Source organism: Nonomuraea sp. NPDC059007 (assembly GCF_042740555.1).
Taxonomy (GTDB): Bacteria; Actinomycetota; Actinomycetes; order Streptosporangiales; family Streptosporangiaceae; genus Nonomuraea.
Genome location: NZ_JBHYJD010000017.1, coordinates 1 through 18,500, shown reverse-complemented (window position 1 = coordinate 18,500; position 18,500 = coordinate 1). Strand labels below are relative to the sequence as shown.

Here is an 18,500-nt window from a genome sequence, read left to right as displayed (position 1 = left end):
GGGGCGTGCTCCAGGGAAGGAAGGACGAGCTGGTCGCGATCGAGCGGCTGCTCGGCACGGCACGCGAGGGTGGCAGCGGCGCGCTGGTCCTGCGCGGCGAGCCCGGCGTGGGCAAGAGCGCCCTGCTGGAGCACGCGGGGCGCGCGGCCGACGGGTTCGCGCTCCTGCGCGGATCGGCGGTGGAGAGCGAGTCGGAGCTGCCCTTCGCCGCCCTTCACCAGATCCTGCTCCCTCTCCTCGACGAGCTCGACGCCCTCGACGCGCTCCCGGAACCGCAGGCCGCCGCCGTACGGACCGCGTTCGGCCTGGCCACCGACGGCGTGGCCGACCGGTTCATGATCGGCCTGGCCACGCTGACACTGCTCGCCGAGAACGCGCCGCTGCTCTGCCTGATCGACGACGCCCAGTGGCTCGACCAGGCCTCCGCCGAGGCCCTGCTGTTCGCCGCCCGCCGCCTGCACGCCGAGGGAGTGGTGATCCTGGTCTCGGCCCGTGACGAGGCGTCGCTGGCCGGGCTGCCCGAGCTGCGGGTCGAAGGGCTCGACCGGGCGGCGGCCCACGCGCTGCTGGCCCGCCATCTTCCCGGCCTGCCACCCCACGTCAGAGACCGGGTGGTCGAGGAGTCGGGCGGCAACCCGCTGGCCCTGCTCGAACTGCCCGCCTCCGCGGCGGCGGAGGTCGGGCCGCTGCCGCTGCCCCGCCGCCTGCAGGAGGCCTTCGGCCAGCGCATCGCCGTCCTGCCCTCGCGGGCGCGCAGCGCGCTGGTGGTCGCCGCCGCCGCCGACACCGGCGAGCTGGGCACGATCCTCGCCGCCACGCGCGAGCTCGGGCTGCCCGACGACGCGCTGGCCCAGGCCGAGGGGCTGGTGAGCGTGCAGGGGTCCGCGGTCTCGTTCCGGCACTCGCTGACCAGGGCGGCGGCCTACCAGAGCGCCGGGTTCGTCGAGCGGCTGGCCGTACACCGGGCTCTGGCGGCGACGGCGGCCGACCCTGACCGGCGGGCGTGGCACCTGGCCGCGGCGGCGACCGGGCCGGACGAGGAGGTCGCGGCGGGACTGGAGGCCGCGGCGGAGCGGGCGCGCGACCGCACCGGGTACGCCGCCGCCGCGGCGGCCCTGGAACGCGCCGCGCACCTGACGCCCGACCCGGAGCGGCGGCTGCGCCGGCTGACCGCGGCCGCGCAGACGGCGACGGACGCCGGGCAGAACGGGCGGGCCGGCGGCCTGGTCGAGGAGGCGCTGCGGCTGAGCGGCGACCCGGACGCGCTGGCCACGTTGCGCGCCAAGGTCGCTTTCGAGGACGGCGACCCGGGGGCCGCCTACACGATCCTCATCGAGGCGGCCGGGCGGGCTGAAGGCGAGGCCCGGGTACGGCTGCTCACCGACGCGGCCAGAGCGGCCTGGACGCGCGCCGACCCCGCGGGCATGCGGCGCGCGCACGGCCTGCTCGCCGAGCTGCCAGGGCAGGAGTCGCTGGCGGCGGCCATCGGCGGCGCGGCCGAGCTGATGTCCGGCGATCCCGGCGAGGGCCTGCGGATCCTGCGCGAGAACGTGGCGGCGATGCCCCAGCGCCGCGAGGGACTGGTCGGCGAGCGGCTCGCGACCGTGATGGTGGACTTCTTCAGCGGCGACTTCGCCCGCTCGCGCGAGACGATGCTGGTGCTCGCGGGCGAGTTCCGGCGGCGCGGCATGATCGGCTGGCTGGCCGGGGTGCTGGGGACGCTGGCCGAGGCCGAGTTCTTCCTGGGCCGCTTCCACGAGGCGGCGGCCAGCGTCGACGAGACCATCCGCATCGCCGGGGACACCGGCCAGCGCCGGCGCGAGGCCCACGCGCGCGGCCTGCTCGCGGTGCTGGCGGCGGTACGCGGCGAGGAGGAGAAGGGCGAGGGCGAGTGGGCCGAGCGGGCGGGCGCGCTGCTCGACCTGGGGCGCGGCCGCTTCGAGGCGGCGCTGGAGCGCATGGAGCAGCTCACCGGGCAGAACCACGCGCTCTACTTCGCGCCCGACCAGGTCGAGGCGGCGGTCAGGCTGGGGCGTCCCGAGCGGGCCGCAGAACCGCTGGAGCGCTTCGAGCGGTGGGCGCGGGCCGCCGGCCAGCCCTGGGCCGACGCGGTGCTTGCCCGCTGCCGTGCCCTGCTGGCCGAGGATCCCGAGGAGCAGTTCGCGCTTGCCGTACGGGATGGGGCCAGGCCCTTCGAGCAGGCCCGCAGCAGGCTGCTGTTCGGGGAGTGGCTGCGCCGTGAGCGGCGCAAGGCCGAGGCCCGCACGCAGTTGCGGGCCGCGCTGGAGACGTTCGAGCGGGCGGGCGCGCACCCGTGGGCCGAGCACGCCCGCGCCGAGTTGCGCGCGGCGGGCGAGACCGCCGCACGGGCCGCGCCCGACGCGATGGCCGCCCTCACCCCGCAAGAGCTGCAGGTGGTACGGCTCGCCGCGACGGGCGCCACCAACAAGGAGATCGGAGCCCAGCTCTTCCTGAGCCCGAAGACGGTCGGCCACCACCTCTACCGGGCCTTCCCGAAGCTCGGCGTGGCCACCAGGACCGAGCTGGCCCACCTGTTCAGCTGAGCTCGGCCTTCCTTCGCAGCAGGGCGTTACGCCGGCGGTGAGCCAGGAACGTCACCACCGCCGCGACCGCCACGCACAGCGGTCCCACCACGAACAGGACCGGCGTGTCGCGCACGACGGCGAGCACGGCGAGCAGCACCGCCGTCACGGTGGAGGCGGCGAGCGCGAGCCAGCCCGCGACCACCCGGTCCAGCGCGAACATGGGCGTCCGCCGGGCCAGCACCCACCCGCCGTAGCAGGCCCAGGCCAGGCAGAGGGCCAGGAGCAGGGCGAAGCCGAGGTGCAGGCGCTCCGGCAGCGGCCCCGGCTCGGTCAGCCACAGCGAGCCCAGCGCGACGGCGCCGGCGAGCCCGGCGAGCAGCGCGACCAGCCCACCGGCCCGCCGCCACGGCGACAGCACGGGCGACAACTTGGCGATGACGTCATCAGGCGAGTTCATGGCCGTATCCCTTTCGCGTGAGGTGTTCCGACAGGAGGCGACGGGCGCGGTTGAGCCGTGACTTGACGGTGCCGACCGGGACGCCGCAGATCTGCGCGCAGTCCTCCAGAGAGAAGTCCTCCAGGTAGAACAGCGCGAGCACGTCCCGTTCCCGCACGGGCAGCGCGGCCAGGGCGCCGACCAGCTCAGCCCGGTCGAGCGCCGCCTCGAACGCGTCACCCTGCGGCGCGGGAGGCCGTGGCTCCGGCTGTGCGTATTCGGCGCGCAGCCGGTCGGCGATCGACCGCCGCGCGATGGTGAACAGCCACGGCGCGAACCTGCCCGGTTCCTTCAGCCGGGGCAGGCCGCGCAGCACCGCCACCCAGACCTCCTGGGTGACGTCGTCGGCCCGCTCGGCGTCCAGCATGCGCCGGACGTAGGTCCAGACGGGTCCGTGCCACGTTCTGACCAGCTCGGCCAGCGCGTCGCGCTCACCGAGCTGGCAGCGGACCACCAGCAACTCGTCGCTCATGCCTGTCCAGTCGGGTGATGGTCCGGGAAGGTTCATGCCGGGGCGATAAACACCTCATGCGGTCGTGTGCAGGCTTGTTCACGCTCTGTCACGTCCCTACCTTCTTGGCGGGGGGACGCATGAGAAAGCTCCTATGTCAGGATGCCGGACAGGTCGATTTCGAGCGGCGCGGGTTCCGGCTCGGGCCCGCGAGGGGCCACCTGGAAGCTGTCGGGCTGGCCTTCATAGCCGGGTTCAACGCCGCGGGTCCCGACGGGACGGACGTCTCCGGCCTCGCGCCGGAGATGCGCGGGTTCGCCTACGAAGGCGCGGGGATGGCGTGTGCCATGCACGACGTCCTGACCCTTTCCGGCGGCAGGCGGCTGGCCGCGCTGCTGGCCGGGCAGGGGCGCGAGCACACGTACCCGATCCATCTGGGCGCCGGGCAGGCCTTCGCCAGGCTCAGGCTGCGGCCGTGGCCCATGCGCAAGGCGCTGGACCCGCTGCTGCGCTGGCTGAGCTGGGACGGCTACGGCTTCCACCAGGCCTTCTTCCGCCGGCCCGTGGGCCTGACCACCAACGGGGTCAGGCGGGCCATCCGCGACCAGGGTTACGGCCGGGCGCTGTGGTTTCGCGAGTGCGCCGACGTGGACGCCCTCGCCGTCACTATCGCCGCCTTCCCGCTCGACCGGCACGCCGACCTGTGGAGCGGCGCGGGCCTGGCCGCCGTCCACGCCGGCGGCGCCACCCCCGACGACCTCGTACGGCTGGCCCGCCACGCCGGCGAGAACCGGGCCGACCTCGCCCAGGGCGCCGCCGTCGCCGCCGCGGCCAGGGTGCGTTCCGGCCTCGTCCCGGCCCACACCGAGCAGGCCATCGAGATCCTGGCCGGAGCCGGACCCGAACGGGCGGCCGGCTGGGCCGAGCGGGCCAGACGCGGCCGCGGCCACACCGCGGAGGAGTACCAGCTCTGGCGGGCGGAGATCCGCAGGTTGTGGGGAACGCGGCGAAACGTACGTTCCTGAGGGGGTTGACCGCTCCGGGCGGCCCGCAGAACCTACGGATGTGCAGACCTACCGCTATCTCGTCGTCGGCGCCGGTCCCGGCGGACTCCAGCTCAGCTACTTCCTGCACCGTCGCGGCGCGGACTACGTGACGCTGGAGCGGGAGGCGGGACCGGGGGCCTTCTTCCGGCACTATCCCCGCCACCGCAGGCTGATCTCGCTCAACAAGGTCCACGTGGGCGACGACGATCCGGAGATCCGGCTGCGCTGGGACTGGAACTCGCTGCTCAACGACGCGCCGGACCTGCTGTTCCCCGCGTACTCGGCCGAGTACCTGCCCTCGGCCGACGACCTGACCCGCTACCTCGCCGACTTCGCGGCCAAGCACGCGCTGAACGTGCGCTACTCCACGCCGGTTACGGAGATCCGGCGCGAGGAGGACGGCTTCGTGGTGCGGGCCGGCGAGCAGGTCTACCGGGCCGAGTGCGTCATCGTGGCCACGGGGTGGGGCGGGCCGTACGTCCCGGAGATCCCGGGGATCGAGCACGCGGTCGGCTACGAGGACATGGAGACCGACGGGGCGCGCTTCGCCGGGCAGCGGGTGCTGGTCATCGGCAAGGGCAACTCGGCGTTCGAGACCGCGCAGGCGCTGCTGCCGCACGCCGACATCGTCCACCTGGCCAGCCCCCACCCCTTACGGCTGGCCTGGCGCAGCAAGCACCCCGGCGACGTACGCGGGCAGTACGGCGCCTTCCTCGACAGCTACTGGTTCAAGACCCTGCACGCGGTCCTGGAGTGCGACATCGACCGGATCTGGCGGGAGGACGGCGTCTTCAAGGTCGCCATCACGTACACGCTGGCCGACGGGGAGCGGGCGCTGCTCGACTACGACGCGGTCCTGCGGTGCACCGGGTTCACCATGGACAAAGGGGTGTTCGGTGCGGGCAGCGTGCCGTACCTGCACGAGAACGGGCGGATTCCGGCCATCGGGCCGGACTTCCAGTCGGCCAACGTCGACGGGCTGTACTTCGCCGGGACGCTGATGCAGGGGCGCGACGTCAAGCACGCCTCCTCGGCCTTCATCGACGGCTTCCGCTACAACCTGCGTACGCTGGACCGGCTGCTGGCCGAGCGCTTCGACGGGGCGCCGCTTGAGCACCGGCCGGCGCCGGTGGAGGCGGGCGGGTTGTGCGCGTACATGCTGGACCGGGCGAACTGGAGCTCGGCGCTGTGGACGCAGTTCGAGTACCTGTGCGACGCCTACGTGTTCGAGGACGGCCGGATCGAGCACTACGAGGACCTGCCCGAGGACTACGCGGCCGGGCGGTTCCACGATCTGCTCACGCTCACGCTGCGCTGGGGGCCGCGCGACCAGCCGGACGTCTTCGCCATCCAGCGGCATCCGGAGCCGGATCGGGCCGAGGAGAGCGCCTTCCTGCATCCGGTCGTGCGCCGGTGGCGGGGCGGGGCGCTGGTGGCGGAGAAGCATCTGCTGGAGGATCTGCGGGCCCGGTGGCGCGACCCGGTCAGGCACGTCGCGCCGCTCACCGGGTTTCTGGCCGGGCAGCTCTAGCGCGGGCGCGGGGCCACCACGTCGATCCGGTTCGTCCAGATGCCGCCCGCGTAGCCTTCCGGCAGGCGTTCCAGGTCGGCCGGGGTGTCGAAGCCCTCCGACCAGCCGCCGTCGCCCGCGACGAGGACGACGCGCGTGCCGTGGGCGCGCATCCGCTCGACGAACTTGTGCGGCCAGCCCCACAACCAGGGGGCGTAGCTCTCCGGGATGTGCAGCTGGATGTTCTGGCAGGCGGCGGGGACCAGGCCGGTCCAGCCGGTCGCGAGGTAGCGCAGGCCGCAGCGTTCCATGACGGCCCGGGAGGCGACCCTCGCGCCGGGCGCCTTGGCGGCGTAGGCGGCCACCGAGGCGTCGCCACCGTAGACGGTGATCTTCGCGCGGCGCTCCGGGGGCAGGGCGGCGGCCACCTTCTCGCCGTCGGCCGGGTCGTCGCTCTTGATGTGCAGGAGCAGTTCCCTGCCGGGGAAGGCTTCCAGGACCTCCTCCAGGGGCGGCATCAGGCCCACGCCCTTGCCGCGGAAGGGGAAGGTCCTGCCGCCGTCTGGAGTGTAGCCGTGGCCGACGTCCAGGCGGCGCAGTTCGGCCATCGTGTGGTCGCGGACCGCGCCCCGTCCGTCCGTGCGGCACTCCAGGAGGTGGTCGTGGAAGACGGCGATCCTGTCGTCCTTCGTCACCTGGACGTCGAACTCGACCATGCCGGCTCCGGCCGCGAAGGCGGCGCGCATGGAGTCCAGGGTGTTCTCCAGGTAGGGGTGCTGTGGTGGGTGGATGCGCTCCGCCGTACAGGTGTCGCCGGTCAGGTCCGCGAACCCGAACGTCTGCGCCATCCCGCGGTGGGCCAGCAGGAGCGGCGGCTCGTCCGGCGTGCTCCACGAGCGGTTGCCCGCGTAGACGAGCGCGACGAGCCCCAGGAGCACGAGGAGGGCGATGCGGCGTTTCGGCACCGCTCGACGATCGCGCCGGGCCGCCTGGGCCCGCAACCGGCGAAAGGACTAGTCCCTTGGTACGAGCCGCGCGGCCTGGGTGCGGCTGGTGACGCCCAGCTTGGCCAGCACGTTGCTGACGTGCGCCTTGACCGTGCGCTCAGCCAGGCCCAGCGTGCGGGCGATGTCCTGGTTCGACAGGCCCTCGGCGACCAGGTCCAGGACCTCCCGTTCCCTGGCGGTGAGCGCCTCCAGGCCGGGCGGCCGGGCGCGGGCCAGCAGCCGGCCGGCCGAGGCGCTCAGCGTGGTGACGCCGGCATGCGCGCCCCTGACCGCCGCGGCCAGTTCCTCGCCGGTGGCGTCCTTGAGCACGAAGCCGTCCGCCCCGGCGGCCAGGGCGCGCTGGATCTCCGCGGCCCTGCCGACCGTGGTCAGCATGAGCACGCGCGGCCGCGGTCTGGGCAGGTGCTCGCGCAGCAGCGTGATGCCGTCGATGCCCGGCAGGTACAGGTCCAGCAGGATCACGTCCACCTCGCCGGCCGCGAGGAAGGCGAGAAGTTCCGGCCCGTCTTCCACCGCGGCGACCACCTCGATGTCAGGTTGTGCCCCGAGAATGAGGGACATGCCCTCCCGGACGAGCGCCTGGTCATCGACGATGACGAGCCTGATCACGCGGCCGATGTTACGAGATGCCCGGCTCTGGCTGGAACTCTCGCTCGCCGGCCTCCTCGCCGGGCTCTTCGTGATCAGCGGCGCGGCCGTCTCGGCGCCGCTCGGGCTGGCGCAGATTCTTCCGCTGGCCTGGCGGCGCGGGTACCCCGCGCTCGTGCTCGTCGTGGTCGCGCTGGCCACGCTCGTGCACCTGCGGCTCGGGATGTGGCGGGTGGTGGGCTACCTTCCCGCCATGCTCGCGCTGCACGCCGCCGCGGGGAGCGGCAGCAGGAGCGTGCGGATCTGGCTGTGCGCCGCGGCGGCGCTGGCGCTGTCGATCTCGGACGCCACCCTGCGCGGGCCGGTCGAGGGCGGGCTGATCAGCCTCGTGTCGTTCACCGTCGTGTGGGTGACCGGGGTCGAGCGCGGCCAGCACGCCCGTGAGCGGGCCGCGCTGGCGGCCACCGCCGCCGAGCACGCGCGGCTGCGCGCGGAGTCGGCCGAGCGCGAACGGCTGGCCAGGCGGCTGCACGACACGCTGGCCGGGACCGTCACGGTCATGCTCGTCCAGACCGAGGCGCTGCGGCACACGGCCGCCTTCGCGCCGCCCGAACGTGAGCGGGTGGATCGGGTGCTGTCGGCGGGGCGCAGGGCGCTGGACGAGGTCCGCGACGCCATCGCCGATCTCGACCGGCGGGACGCCTCGGGGGCCGAGCTTTCCGCCCATCTCAGCCGGTTGCGGGCGGCGGGGCTGGACGTGCCCGCCGTACCGTCGATGGATCTCGCGCCGCCGCTCGCGGACCTCTTCCACCGGCTGGCCGGGGAGGCGGCGACCAATGCGCTGCGGCACGGCGGGCCGGGCGCGCGGGTGGAGTACCTGGTCGAGGGGCGGGTGCTGACGATCGTCAGCACCCCCGTGCGCGCGCGGCGGGCCGGAAGCGGCGGTTACGGCCTGCGCAGCCTGGCCGCCGATCTTCACGAGTACGGCGGCGCCCTCGCATACGGCCGGGACGGCGAGTGCTGGGTCGTGACCGCGACCTTCCCGGAGTAGCCGGTGCTGTCCAGACGCGCGATGCTCCTGCTGGGGGCCGCCGCACTGCTCCCGGCCGAGGACCCGTTCGAGCTGGTCAGGCGGCGTTGGCGGGAGCTGGCTACGGGCCCGGTGGTCCACGACATCGACGGATATGTCCGGCGGGCCTACGCGCCCGGCACCGATCCCGAGGGCAACTGGTGGCGCTGGCAGATCGGCGTGCCCAAGCGGCTTCTCGACAGCGCGATGCGTACCGGCTATCGGGGCACGTTGCTGCTGGAAGCGGTCGACCACTTCGTGCCGGAGAGCGTGCTCGACGACTACGACGGCACCAGCACCGGCGCCAACCGCGTGGACCTGTGCACGGTGCTGCTGCTGCGCGCCGTCCTCGGCGGCGACCACTCTGACCGCGAACGGGCGGCCAGAGCGGTCGCCGGGCTCGCGCCGGTCCTGCGCTATGTCACGGAAGGCGATGGCTTCTACCGCGACGGCTCCTTCATCCAGCACTCCTGGGTCCCCTACCAGGGCGGCTACGGCGCGGTGCTGCTGTCCGGCCTGGCCAGGCTCTTCGCCGTGCTGCGCGGCACCCCCTGGGAGGTCGCCGACCGGCAGATCGTCCACGACAGCGTCGAGCGCTCCTTCGCCCCCTTCATCCACCAGGGCATGTGCATGGACCTCGTCCGGGGCCGGAGCGTCGGCAGGCACCCCGACGGCGCGCGGCGCAGGGCCCGCGAGATCGCCGAGGCCGTGCTGCTGCTCGGCGAGACGGCCGGCGCCGCCGAGCGGGCCCGCTGGCGCGGCATGGTCAAGGGCTGGGGACTGCTCGACGACGACCGGGTCGCGGCGCGTTCCGAGCCGACGGGCCACGTGCTGATGCCGATGAGCGCCCGCGCCGTCCACCGGGCGCCCGGCTGGTGCGCTGCGCTCAGCATGAGCTCGCACCGGATCGGCCACTACGAGCACGGCAACGGCGAGAACCTGCGCGGCTGGCACACCGGCGCCGGAATGCTCTACTGGTGGACCCCGGAGCACCCCGCCCAGTACGCCGACGGCTTCTGGCAGAGCGTCGACCCCTACCGGCTGCCCGGCACCACGGTCTCCACCCGCCGCCTGCCTGACGGCGCCGGGACCGCGTGGGGCGAGACCCTCACCCCGTGGCGCTGGGTCGGCGGCGCCACCGACGGCACGTACGCCACCGTCGGCCACCACCTGTCCGGCCTCGAAAGCTCACTTGAGGCGTTCAAGTCGTGGTTCTTCCTCGACGACGCCGTGGTCTGCCTGGGCGCCGGGATCGCCTGCAGCGACGGCGTACCCGTCGAGACCGTCGTGGACAACCGCAGGACCGGCGCCGACCTGGCCGTGGACCGCCGGGCGGGCTGGTTCCACCTGGACGGCCACGCCGGCTACGTCGTCCTGGACGGCGCGCAGCCGAAGATCGGGCGCGACGAGCGGTACGTGACGCTCTGGCTGGACCACGGCACCGACCCCGCGGACGCCGGTTACGCCTACGCCCTGCTGCCCGGCGCCTCCGAGGCCGGGACGCGGGCCCGTGCCGCCGCATCGACCTGGCTGCACGTGTTGGCCAACGCGAGCGGGCAGCAGGCCGTACACGTGCCGGGGCTGGGCCTGACCGCGGCCAACTTCTGGCAGCCCGGCACCGCCGGCCCGCTGACCGCCTCCGCCCCCTGCGCGGTCCTCGTCAGGGAGAAAGGCGACGGCACCGCCACGCTCACGGTCGCCGACCCGCGCCGCGAACTGCCTGGTCTGACCGTCGTCTGGAACCGGCACGTCCTCGTCTTCGAGTCCCTCCCCGAGCCCCGGACCGTGACGCTCCCCGTTTAACCGCCTGCCGCCGGGTAGCCGGATGTGCGTCCGCAACCAAAGGAAAGGAGCAGTCATGCAGCCTGACCCGAACCTGTGGGCCTTCCACCACGACGTATACGGAACCGGCGGCACCATGGATCTCGCCGGATACACCGTCGAGGCGACCGACGGCAAGATCGGTTCGGTCGACGAGGCGACTTACGAGGTCGGCGAGAGCTACATCGTCGTCGACACCGGCCCGTGGATCTTCGGCAAGAAGGTCATGCTTCCGGCCAGCGTCGTCACCAGGGTGGATCCGCAGGAGAAGAGAGTCCACGTCTCCCGCACCAAGCAGGAGATCAAGGACGCTCCCGAGTTCGACGACTCGAACTACAAGGAGTCCGTCTACCGGGACCAGATAGGCACCTACTACGGGAAGTTCCCCCCGTACGGTCCCGGTCCTCTGTAATGCGCGAAACCCAAGGGCAGGCCGCCCTCGCGGCCTGCCCTTGGCCTGTCTCTTCAGGAGGTTTCCATGGATCTGCGAGGAAAGGTGGTCGTGGTGACCGGCGCCAGCGGCGGTGTCGGCCGCGCCGTGGTGCGGGAGCTGGGCACGCGCGGCGCCACCGTGGCGCTGATCGCGCGCGGCACGGCGGGCCTGGCCGAGGCGTCGGTGGAGGTCGGCGTCGCGGGCGGCGAGGGCCTCGTCTACGAGGCCGACGTCGCCGACTATCACCAGGTACGGCAGGCCGCCCAGCGGATCGAGGCCGACCTCGGCCCGATCGACGTGTGGATGAACGTCGCCTTCTCCTCGGTGTTCGCCAAGTTCTGGGACATCCAGCCCGAGGAGTACGAGCGCGCCACCCGCGTCACCTACCTCGGCTACGTCTGGGGCACCCGCGTGGCACTCGACCTCATGCGCCCCCGCGGCCACGGCGTCATCGTCCAGGCCGGATCGGCGCTCACCTACCGGGCCATCCCCCTGCAGTCCGCCTACTGCGGCGCCAAACACGCCATCAAGGGCTTCACCGAGTCCGTCCGCACCGAGCTGCTGCACGAGAAGAGCGACATCCAGGTCACGATGGTGCAGTTGCCCGCGCTCAACACCCCGCAGTTCGACTGGGTGCTGGCCAGGCTGGGCCGCCACCCGCAGCCGGTGCCGCCGATCTACCAGCCCGAGGTCGCCGCCCGAGCCATGGTCTACGCCGCCGAGCACCCGCGCCGCCGCGAGTACTGGGTCGGCGCCACCACGGCGGCCACGATCCTGGCGCAGAAGTTCGCCGCAGGAGCCCTGGACCGCTACCTGGCCCGTGCCGGAGTCGACGCGCAGCAGATCGCCGGCGAGGCGCCCAGCGGTGTCCACAACCTGTGGAAACCCGCCGACGACGAGCAGTCCTACAGGGCGCACGGCCGCTTCGACGAGCGCAGCCATCCCCGCAGCCTGCAGGTCTGGCTCTCCCGCCACCGCGGCGTCCTCGCAGTCGGCGCCGCTGCCGCTGCCTACCTGGGCTGGCGGGCGCTCCGTTAATCAGCGCGTTTCTGGCCGTGCTTTCGATGATCGTGCTCGCGGTCTACCTGCGCCAACGTGGCTCGCCCGAGTCCAAGCCGGTCGGCGCCGGGCATGCGGCGACCGGTGTGGAGAGCTAGCGCGGGGGTAGGTGAGGCGCTTACCGGATCCGTCCTAGGAGGGACATGCCGACCGCACGAGAGATCATGACGCCCGGCGCGGAGTGCATCGCCGCCGACGCCAGCGTGTCCGAGGCCGCGGAGAAGATGGCCAGTCTCGACGTCGGCTCACTGCCGGTCTGCGGGTCGGACGAGCGGCTTCGGGGGATGCTGACCGACCGGGACATCGTGGTCAAGGTCCTGGCGATCGGCAAGGACCCGGACTCCTGCCGTACGGGCGAGCTGGCCAGGGGCAGGCCGGTCACGGTCGGCGCCGACGACGACGCCAGGGAGATCCTGCGCACGATGGCCGCGTACAGGGTCCGGCGGCTGCCCGTCCTCGACGGCCACCGCCTGGTCGGCATCGTCGCCCTGGCCGACGTCGCCCGCGCCCTGCCGGACGCCCCGGTGGGGGACCTGATGAGCGCGATTGCGAGCTGATGACCATGACGCACAACGAGGACTACCGTCCGCCCGAACGTTCGCCCGAGGGCAAGCCGATGGCGAGTGCCACCCCGCGTGACGTGGTGCACATCAGGGTGGGTTCGTTCATCCTGATCTTCGCCGTCGTGCTGGGCGTGGCGGGCCTGCTGCTGGGCATCCCGCTGCTGGCCGCCGCGGCCGGGGTGGTGATCGTGGCCACGATCGTGGACATGGTCCTGGCCGTTCGCGGGCAGCGCGCCCGTGGCACCGGAGAAGCCGGATGAGGCGGCCTCAGCGGTGGCGGATCTTGAGGCGGCCGTAGCCGAGCTCGCCGCTCACCTGGACGTGCAGGGTGCTCGGGCCCGGGTTGCGGGGTGGGCGGTGGGTGGCGCTGCCCCAGGTGAGGCGTACCCGGTCGTAGTCGACGCTCGCCCGCTTCGGCAGGGTGAGGAGGACCGAGCCGTAGGCCAGCTGGATGTCGATCTCGATGGCCGCGTGGCGGATGTCGGCGGCGGACAGGTCGAGGTTGGCGCCGCCGTATTCGCCGATGATCCGCAGTGAGCGGGGGACGCGCCACGCGCCCGAGCGGCGGATCCGGCCCCCCGTGGAGACCAGCTCAACCCGCTCGTCGGGCAGCTCGGCCAGTGCCGTGGCCAGCGTGCTGGGGGAGCGGGCGGTGAGGGCCTGCTCCAGGCGCACTTCCATCTCGGCGGAGTCGAGGTGGCCCTCCGCGTAGGCGTGCTGGAGCCTCTGGACGGCCTGGTCGCGCTCGGCCTCGGACAGGGGCATGACGACCTCCCTTCATGGTGTCATACAGACACCATAATGGTGCCATGCATCATCCGGTAGTGCGCTCGGACTCCAGGCCGTCGAGAATGTGGCGCAGGCCGAAGGAGAACTGGTCCTCGCGCGCGGCGTCGACGCTGACGTCGGTGGCGTGCTGGGCGGCGTAGAGGCGACGCAGCCGCGGGTACGGCTGGGCGGCCCGCTCGGCGACCGGCCACATGAGCGCCACCCAATCCTCCTGGCTCACGCCGTTGCGGGACATCAGCGACAACGCCGCCGCCTCGGCCATGGTGACACCGGTGACGTAGGACGCGACGGTGCTCAGCGCCCGGTTGGCCGCCTCCAGCGGGAAGCCGGCGGTCTCGAGGATGCCGATCATGCGATCGGTCGTTTCCATGGTGTTCGGGCCGAGGTACGACAGGCCGGCGGCGCCGAAGAGCTGTGCGGACCAGGGGTGGCGCAGGATCGCCGCGCGCAGGCTGTGGGCGCAGGCGAGCGTGGGGGTGCGCCAGTCGGCCGGGTCGCCGCTCTCGGGGATCTCGATCTCGGCGTAGATCTGGTCGACGACCAGCTCGATCAGCTCGTCCTTGCTGGCCACGTGGCGGTAGAAGGCGGTGGCGGCGGTGCCCAGCTCCGCGCCGAGGCGCCGCATGCTCAGCGCCTCCAGCCCCTCGGCGTCCAGGACGCGGATCGCGGTGGCGACGATCAGCTCGCGGGTGAGCGCGGGCGACTTCTTGGGCTGGCGCGTCCACACCGACGGGCTCTGTTCTTGCATGCTCTCTCCCTGGTCGCGGTCATTGTAGTGCACAGCGTGATTGCCAACGAGTACACTGTTCGCTTAGGGTGCACGGTGTGAATTCCTTCGACACCCCGGAACCCATCCAAGCCGCGATCGACCTCGCGGCGGGAGATGTTCGGCTCGTGGCGGAGCGCCGCGCCGACACGTGGGTCAGGGTGAACCCGCTCGACCCGGCCGACGACGACGACGCGACCGCGGCCGGTCTGACCGAGGTGGAGTACTCCGGCGGCCGTCTGAAGGTGCGCACCCCGCGCCTGTGGGGGCGCCGCACCGGCGCGGTCGAGGTGGAGATCCGGCTCCCCGAAGGCTCCGGCATGGAGATCGACCTGTCCACCGGCGGGGTACGCAGCCACGGCCGGCTCGGGGAGACCAGGATCCGCACCACTCACGGGGAGATCCAGCTCGACCAGACCGCCGGACTCCACCTGGAGTCGGGATCGGGCCACGTGTGCGTCGCCGCGGTCGAGGGTCCGGCCGTGATCAAGATGCCCAGCGGCGACCTGTGCCTCGGCGAGGTCACCGGCGGCCTGCGCGTCCGCGCCGCCAACGGGCGGATCGTGGTCGAGCGGGCCCACGCCGACGTCGAGGTGGTGACCGCGCACGGCGACATCAGGATCGGCGAGGTGGTCCGCGGCTTCGTCACGCTCACCACCGGCTCGGGGGCGGTCGACGTGGGCGTCAGGGAGGGCAGCGCCGCCCTGCTGAGCCTCGGCTCCACCTACGGCGCCGTCCGCGACCTGCTGGAGGAGGAGCCGGCGCCCGAGTCGGTCGCGGAGAACATCGAGATCCATGCCTCGACCACGCACGGCGACGTGGTGGTCCGCCGCGTGGCTCACCTGCGGAAGTAGGTGCGGGTCGACGGCAGGAGAAGCAGCACGATCACGGCCGGCGCGGCCACCGGGGTGAGGAACATGCGGCCCTCGGTCAGGACGAACACCCAGTCCGGGTAGGCGTCCGAGGTCGCGTCCACGACCGCCCGCGCGTCCGCGCCGGCGCCAAGGATGTTCTGAAGGTACTCCACCTTCGACAGCCTCGACGCCCACCTCGACCGGCTCGGCCTCACCTACTTCGCCGACGCCGTGGTCAGCAGCGCCAAGGTCGGCTGGCTGAGGATGACGATGACGTCCATCGCGAGGAACAGGGGCTGCGCGATCAGTGTGAGGATCCGGCCCGCGCGCCTGCCCGCCAGGTTGAGCGCGCCCAAGACCGCGACGACCGCGGTGCCGACGGGCACGAGCAGCGCGTAACCGCCCTCGTCGAAGTGCACGTTGTTCTCCGCCAGGGCCGACGGCGACAGACCCTGCCTGATCAGTTCGGCCTCGGCCGCCGCCTGCACGTCGGCGCCGTAGACGAGGCCGGCGACAGGGGCGATCAGGAAGGCCAGGGCGTACAGCAGCTGGAGGACGCCGGCGTAGCGGTGGTTCTTGGTGAGTTCCATGACGGTGACGATCGCGTGGCCCGCTGATACGGCGCTCTCACACCGCTGAGGGCGCTCGTGGCAAGCTACGCACGTGCGAGTTGTCCTGCTTGGTGCTGTTCAGGCGTTTGACGGGGACACGGCGCCGGTCGAGATCGGCGGCGTGTGGCTGCGCATGCTGCTGGCCAGGCTCGCGCTCGCGGCTGGCCGTCCTGCGCTGGACTGACCGACCGACCTGGCCGGTCAGCCGCCGGTCAGCCGCCGGACAGCCGTAACGCGCCCGCCGTCATGGGGCGCCGTAAGCGGGCGCCGATTCGGGGTCGGCCGGCAGACCTGCTTGCCGCCCACGTTGAACGCCCGCTAGAGGTCAAGATTTCCTGACGGCAAGACGGCAAGCTAGGCGTCAGGGTATCTTGACGGGCATGACGATGAAGCTTTCCGACATCCCCGACCACGAGGGGTTCGCCGCGCCCGTCCTCCCCGACGGCGAGCTGGCCCGTTCCTCCAGTGCGTTCACCCGAGCCTTCATCGGCTACCAAGCCGCCTGCTCCTGCGGATGGGCCGACCGCCGCCGCTTCCCGCCCACCCCGGAAGGCGCCAAGGACGCGGAGGGCCGCTGGTACACGCATGTCGCCCCTCTCCTGGCCGCAGCCCCACCCAGCTGGCTGGTCGTCAAGTCGAACCTGCTGTGCGAGCAGATCGTCAACCTCGCCGCCGACCGCCCGCTGGCCGCCCTCACCCTGCTGGCCCAGGTGGAGAGCTGGCAGCGTACGTTGCTCGACCAGGCCGTGGCCGGGGCGAAGGCGGCCGGTGCCTCCTGGGCCGACGTCGGCGAGGCCATGGGCATCACGAAGCAGGCGGCCCACGAACGTTTCCGCGCGCACGTGGGCCCCCAGTGACCGTCAGCGGCAGGTACGGAGCATGTTGATCAGCGCCTTCTTCTCCCGCTTGGTGACGAAGAGGCGGTAATGATGCTTCACCGAGATCCAGGAGGTGGCATAGCGGCACCAGTAGCCCCGGCGCGGCGGCCGCCAGCTCTGTGGCCCCTTGCCGCCCTTGGCGATGTTGATCGAGTGGCTGACGACCTTGAGCTCAGGCCGCGTCAGGTCATTGGCGAACGCCCGCCGCTTGGCCTGACTCCACCGCTTGGCCCCCGACCGCCACGCGTACGCCAGCGGCACCACATGGTCGACGTCCACCAGCTTCTCGCTCTTGAGCACCTTGCCGTCATAAGGGCTATACCAGGTCCCCTTGACCGGATGGCAGTACTTGTTCCTCCGCACACCCCGCCCATCACGCGCCAGCACAACTTCGCGCGCGTCACAGGTCCCCCGGTGATGCGCCCACCGAGGCTGGAACCGCCGATGACTGTAGCCCCGACCGGACAACGCCTTGGCAACCTTCAGCTGCCCGAGCATCCGAAGAGACCCGGCCTGTGACTGTTCGCGCCGTTCAGCCGCCGCCTGCGGACTCATGGCGACCGCCGTAACCGGAACAGCCAGAGCCGTGAGTACAGCAACGCGGACCACTCGACTTAAGATCATGCTTTCCCCCATACCCACGACACCGTAGGGGCTCAGCCGTCCTCGCGCACCCGGGATTCCCCACATCCCAGCAGCTACCCGCCCCAGAGCCCTGGCCCAACAGCAACTCCTCCCTGCACCACCCCCCAACCAACCGACTCGACCCACCCCGCTCCACAACGCCCCAGCCCCAGCCCTCAGCCCCCAGACCCCAACATTGGCCCCCGCCCGCCGCCGCTGGCCCACTGGGCGGCTTCGCCGTACCCCTCACTCATGCCCGTGACCCGCAGGCACCCGCGCTGCAAGCCCATCCGAAACGCGAACCCAACCGACAGGCAAGCGCAACAGAGAGGCGAGCCCGCCCGGCACACGAGCCCGTCCGGCACGCAAGCCCGACTGACACGCGAGCGCCGACCGGCACGCAAGCACCACTGACAACGATCGCGACCGAGAACAAAGGCGGTCAGGCGGCGAACCGCTCACACAACCGGGCCAACGCCAGCGGATACCGGTACTCGATCGCCAGGTGCGTAGCGTCGGACAGCTCTCCCTTCCTGAGCAGGGTCAACGGCGGGGGTCTAGCCGGGCAGGACGTGGGACAGCGCGCGGCGGAGGATGGCGGCGAAGGGTTCGTTGGTGCCCGGTTCCAGCCACCGCCGCCCCGCGACCCGGACCGCGCCCGCGACGGCGGCAGCCGTAACGGCGGGAAAGAGGTCGCCGTCGTCGTCGGTGCGCTCCGCGATCGCGTCGGCGAGCGGGCCCTCGGCCATGGTGAACGCCTTGAGCGCCTCACCTTCCAGCTCGGGTGTCAGCATGATCATGCTCAGCCCGGCCCGGTCGGGCTCGGGATCGGTGTAGAGCTCGATCACGGCAGCGGTGATGGCCTCGGTCAGCGACTCGCCGGCCGGGCGGGCGCGCAGGGCCTTGCCCGCGCGTTTGGACTGGTCGGCCTGGAAGGCGCAGATCGCCTCGCCTCTGCTGGAGAAATAGTTGTTGTACGTGCGGGGCGACACCCCGGCGGCCGCGGCGATGTCGTGGACACGCACCAGGGCCAGCCCGTTGGGCCCCTGCTCGATGGCCAGGCGCAGCGCCGCATGGCCGATCGCCTCCCTGGTGGCCTGGCTGTTGCGTGTCCGTAGGTCTGCGATCTCGTCGGTCATGCCGATACGATACCGCGAGATTGCGCGTCGCGCATCATGTGCGCGGCGCGCAAATTCTATGTAGAGTGCCAGCGAGCCGGGACGGCGCGGTCGCGGGCGCCGTCCCCCCACATACAGGTCAGGAGTGCGGAATGACGTCAAAAATGATCGCGTTCGACGAGGACGCCCGGCGCGGTCTCGAGCGCGGCATGAACCAGCTCGCTGACGCCGTGAAGGTGACCCTTGGTCCCAAGGGGCGCAATGTCGTGCT

General features: G+C 72.3%; 23 protein-coding genes. 13 read left to right on the top strand and 10 right to left on the bottom strand.

All coding sequences use genetic code 11. From position 1 onward, the window contains the following. Window positions 1–5: 5 nt before the first annotated feature. Window positions 6–2,564, top strand: a complete 2,559-nt coding sequence (locus ACFWY5_RS27030) for an AAA family ATPase (protein WP_379635156.1) — start codon at window positions 6–8, stop codon at window positions 2,562–2,564. Here the strand turns inward: ACFWY5_RS27030 and ACFWY5_RS27025 are convergent. Together ACFWY5_RS27025 and ACFWY5_RS27020 are read right to left on the bottom strand one after the other, a co-directional pair. Further along, window positions 2,557–3,003 (bottom strand): hypothetical protein, encoded by a 447-nt coding sequence (locus ACFWY5_RS27025; RefSeq protein ID WP_379635154.1) that lies wholly within the window; start codon window positions 3,001–3,003, stop codon window positions 2,557–2,559. The two genes, ACFWY5_RS27030 and ACFWY5_RS27025, sit on opposite strands and share 8 nt — an antisense overlap. Beyond that, entirely contained in the window at window positions 2,990–3,514 is a 525-nt protein-coding gene (locus tag ACFWY5_RS27020; RefSeq protein ID WP_379613229.1) for an RNA polymerase sigma factor, read from the bottom strand. The genes ACFWY5_RS27025 and ACFWY5_RS27020 overlap by 14 nt, the downstream gene beginning before the upstream one ends. Window positions 3,515–3,633: 119 nt before the next feature. Here ACFWY5_RS27020 and ACFWY5_RS27015 point away from each other — a divergent pair, with 119 nt between their 5' ends. Next, the gene (locus ACFWY5_RS27015; RefSeq protein ID WP_379635152.1) at window positions 3,634–4,518 is read left to right on the top strand and encodes a DUF1702 family protein; all 885 of its coding nucleotides are present in this window, start codon (window positions 3,634–3,636) and stop codon (window positions 4,516–4,518) included. A gap of 40 nt (window positions 4,519–4,558) precedes the next feature. Beyond that, a complete protein-coding gene (locus ACFWY5_RS27010; protein ID WP_379635150.1) occupies window positions 4,559–6,070 on the top strand; it encodes an NAD(P)-binding domain-containing protein in 1,512 nt (503 codons plus the stop codon). Here the strand turns inward: ACFWY5_RS27010 and ACFWY5_RS27005 are convergent. Then, entirely contained in the window at window positions 6,067–7,014 is a 948-nt protein-coding gene (locus ACFWY5_RS27005; RefSeq protein ID WP_379635148.1) for a glycerophosphodiester phosphodiesterase family protein, read from the bottom strand. The genes ACFWY5_RS27010 and ACFWY5_RS27005 overlap by 4 nt on opposite strands. A 48-nt stretch (window positions 7,015–7,062) precedes the next feature. Continuing rightward, complete coding sequence (locus ACFWY5_RS27000) at window positions 7,063–7,665, bottom strand: response regulator (protein WP_379635146.1); 603 nt, start codon at window positions 7,663–7,665, stop codon at window positions 7,063–7,065. 7 nt (window positions 7,666–7,672) lie between these two features. Here ACFWY5_RS27000 and ACFWY5_RS26995 point away from each other — a divergent pair, with 7 nt between their 5' ends. The 7 genes from ACFWY5_RS26995 (at window position 7,673) to ACFWY5_RS26965 (ending at window position 12,849) form a co-directional block, all read left to right on the top strand. Next, on the top strand, window positions 7,673–8,695 hold the full coding sequence (locus tag ACFWY5_RS26995) for a sensor histidine kinase (RefSeq protein ID WP_379635144.1): 1,023 nt from the start codon (window positions 7,673–7,675) through the stop codon (window positions 8,693–8,695). Between the two features lie 3 nt (window positions 8,696–8,698). Continuing rightward, entirely contained in the window at window positions 8,699–10,516 is a 1,818-nt protein-coding gene (locus ACFWY5_RS26990) for a polysaccharide lyase 8 family protein (protein WP_379635142.1), read from the top strand. 55 nt (window positions 10,517–10,571) lie between these two features. Continuing rightward, a complete protein-coding gene (locus ACFWY5_RS26985) occupies window positions 10,572–10,946 on the top strand; it encodes a PRC-barrel domain-containing protein (RefSeq protein WP_379613236.1) in 375 nt (124 codons plus the stop codon). 66 nt (window positions 10,947–11,012) lie between these two features. After that, window positions 11,013–12,005, top strand: a complete 993-nt coding sequence (locus tag ACFWY5_RS26980; RefSeq protein ID WP_379635140.1) for an SDR family oxidoreductase — start codon at window positions 11,013–11,015, stop codon at window positions 12,003–12,005. Next, window positions 11,927–12,124 (top strand): DUF6766 family protein, encoded by a 198-nt coding sequence (locus tag ACFWY5_RS26975; protein ID WP_379635311.1) that lies wholly within the window; start codon window positions 11,927–11,929, stop codon window positions 12,122–12,124. Before ACFWY5_RS26980 ends, ACFWY5_RS26975 begins: the two co-directional genes overlap by 79 nt. Before the next feature lie 45 nt (window positions 12,125–12,169). Beyond that, on the top strand, window positions 12,170–12,583 hold the full coding sequence (locus tag ACFWY5_RS26970; RefSeq protein WP_379635138.1) for a CBS domain-containing protein: 414 nt from the start codon (window positions 12,170–12,172) through the stop codon (window positions 12,581–12,583). 5 nt (window positions 12,584–12,588) lie between these two features. Next, window positions 12,589–12,849, top strand: coding sequence for a hypothetical protein (locus ACFWY5_RS26965; protein ID WP_379613241.1), 261 nt, complete (start codon window positions 12,589–12,591; stop codon window positions 12,847–12,849). Between the two features lie 7 nt (window positions 12,850–12,856). Here the strand turns inward: ACFWY5_RS26965 and ACFWY5_RS26960 are convergent, their stop codons facing one another. Together ACFWY5_RS26960 and ACFWY5_RS26955 are read right to left on the bottom strand one after the other, a co-directional pair. Further along, window positions 12,857–13,354 (bottom strand): DUF1707 domain-containing protein, encoded by a 498-nt coding sequence (locus ACFWY5_RS26960; RefSeq protein ID WP_379635136.1) that lies wholly within the window; start codon window positions 13,352–13,354, stop codon window positions 12,857–12,859. A 49-nt stretch (window positions 13,355–13,403) separates the two neighbouring features. Continuing rightward, complete coding sequence (locus ACFWY5_RS26955; protein ID WP_379635134.1) at window positions 13,404–14,126, bottom strand: TetR/AcrR family transcriptional regulator; 723 nt, start codon at window positions 14,124–14,126, stop codon at window positions 13,404–13,406. Between the two features lie 77 nt (window positions 14,127–14,203). On the opposite strand from ACFWY5_RS26955, the gene ACFWY5_RS26950 reads away from it, so the two are divergent. Continuing rightward, complete coding sequence (locus ACFWY5_RS26950) at window positions 14,204–14,998, top strand: DUF4097 domain-containing protein (RefSeq protein ID WP_379635132.1); 795 nt, start codon at window positions 14,204–14,206, stop codon at window positions 14,996–14,998. Here ACFWY5_RS26950 and ACFWY5_RS26945 read toward each other — a convergent pair. After that, window positions 14,983–15,171 carry a hypothetical protein gene (locus ACFWY5_RS26945; RefSeq protein ID WP_379635130.1) on the bottom strand — a complete coding sequence of 63 codons (189 nt, stop codon included), beginning with the start codon at window positions 15,169–15,171 and terminating at the stop codon, window positions 14,983–14,985. The genes ACFWY5_RS26950 and ACFWY5_RS26945 overlap by 16 nt on opposite strands. A 42-nt stretch (window positions 15,172–15,213) precedes the next feature. Continuing rightward, on the bottom strand, window positions 15,214–15,588 hold the full coding sequence (locus ACFWY5_RS26940; RefSeq protein WP_379635128.1) for a hypothetical protein: 375 nt from the start codon (window positions 15,586–15,588) through the stop codon (window positions 15,214–15,216). A 73-nt stretch (window positions 15,589–15,661) separates the two neighbouring features. Here ACFWY5_RS26940 and ACFWY5_RS26935 point away from each other — a divergent pair, with 73 nt between their 5' ends. Both ACFWY5_RS26935 and ACFWY5_RS26930 read left to right on the top strand, forming a co-directional pair. Continuing rightward, window positions 15,662–15,793, top strand: coding sequence for a hypothetical protein (locus ACFWY5_RS26935; protein ID WP_379635126.1), 132 nt, complete (start codon window positions 15,662–15,664; stop codon window positions 15,791–15,793). Window positions 15,794–15,989: 196 nt separating this feature from the next. After that, the gene (locus tag ACFWY5_RS26930; protein ID WP_379613247.1) at window positions 15,990–16,466 is read left to right on the top strand and encodes a hypothetical protein; all 477 of its coding nucleotides are present in this window, start codon (window positions 15,990–15,992) and stop codon (window positions 16,464–16,466) included. A gap of 3 nt (window positions 16,467–16,469) precedes the next feature. Here ACFWY5_RS26930 and ACFWY5_RS26925 read toward each other — a convergent pair whose 3' ends face one another. Next, a complete protein-coding gene (locus tag ACFWY5_RS26925) occupies window positions 16,470–16,850 on the bottom strand; it encodes an HNH endonuclease family protein (RefSeq protein WP_379613248.1) in 381 nt (126 codons plus the stop codon). An 818-nt stretch (window positions 16,851–17,668) separates the two neighbouring features. Next, window positions 17,669–18,250 (bottom strand): TetR/AcrR family transcriptional regulator, encoded by a 582-nt coding sequence (locus tag ACFWY5_RS26920; protein WP_379635124.1) that lies wholly within the window; start codon window positions 18,248–18,250, stop codon window positions 17,669–17,671. Window positions 18,251–18,500 lie beyond the last annotated feature (250 nt).

What these genes read in the sequence shown, in the direction of transcription:
- ACFWY5_RS27025 (WP_379635154.1), bottom strand. Translation starts at nt 3,003, where the DNA reads ATGAACTCGCCTGATGACGTCATCGCCAAGTTGTCGCCCGTGCTGTCG.
- ACFWY5_RS27020 (WP_379613229.1), bottom strand. Translation starts at nt 3,514, where the DNA reads ATGAGCGACGAGTTGCTGGTGGTCCGCTGCCAGCTCGGTGAGCGCGAC.
- ACFWY5_RS27015 (WP_379635152.1), top strand. Translation starts at nt 3,634, where the DNA reads ATGAGAAAGCTCCTATGTCAGGATGCCGGACAGGTCGATTTCGAGCGG.
- ACFWY5_RS26995 (WP_379635144.1), top strand. Translation starts at nt 7,673, where the DNA reads ATGTTACGAGATGCCCGGCTCTGGCTGGAACTCTCGCTCGCCGGCCTC.
- ACFWY5_RS26985 (WP_379613236.1), top strand. Translation starts at nt 10,572, where the DNA reads ATGCAGCCTGACCCGAACCTGTGGGCCTTCCACCACGACGTATACGGA.
- ACFWY5_RS26980 (WP_379635140.1), top strand. Translation starts at nt 11,013, where the DNA reads ATGGATCTGCGAGGAAAGGTGGTCGTGGTGACCGGCGCCAGCGGCGGT.
- ACFWY5_RS26970 (WP_379635138.1), top strand. Translation starts at nt 12,170, where the DNA reads ATGCCGACCGCACGAGAGATCATGACGCCCGGCGCGGAGTGCATCGCC.
- ACFWY5_RS26965 (WP_379613241.1), top strand. Translation starts at nt 12,589, where the DNA reads ATGACGCACAACGAGGACTACCGTCCGCCCGAACGTTCGCCCGAGGGC.
- ACFWY5_RS26960 (WP_379635136.1), bottom strand. Translation starts at nt 13,354, where the DNA reads ATGCCCCTGTCCGAGGCCGAGCGCGACCAGGCCGTCCAGAGGCTCCAG.
- ACFWY5_RS26955 (WP_379635134.1), bottom strand. Translation starts at nt 14,126, where the DNA reads ATGCAAGAACAGAGCCCGTCGGTGTGGACGCGCCAGCCCAAGAAGTCG.
- ACFWY5_RS26940 (WP_379635128.1), bottom strand. Translation starts at nt 15,588, where the DNA reads ATGGAACTCACCAAGAACCACCGCTACGCCGGCGTCCTCCAGCTGCTG.
- ACFWY5_RS26930 (WP_379613247.1), top strand. Translation starts at nt 15,990, where the DNA reads ATGACGATGAAGCTTTCCGACATCCCCGACCACGAGGGGTTCGCCGCG.
- ACFWY5_RS26920 (WP_379635124.1), bottom strand. Translation starts at nt 18,250, where the DNA reads ATGACCGACGAGATCGCAGACCTACGGACACGCAACAGCCAGGCCACC.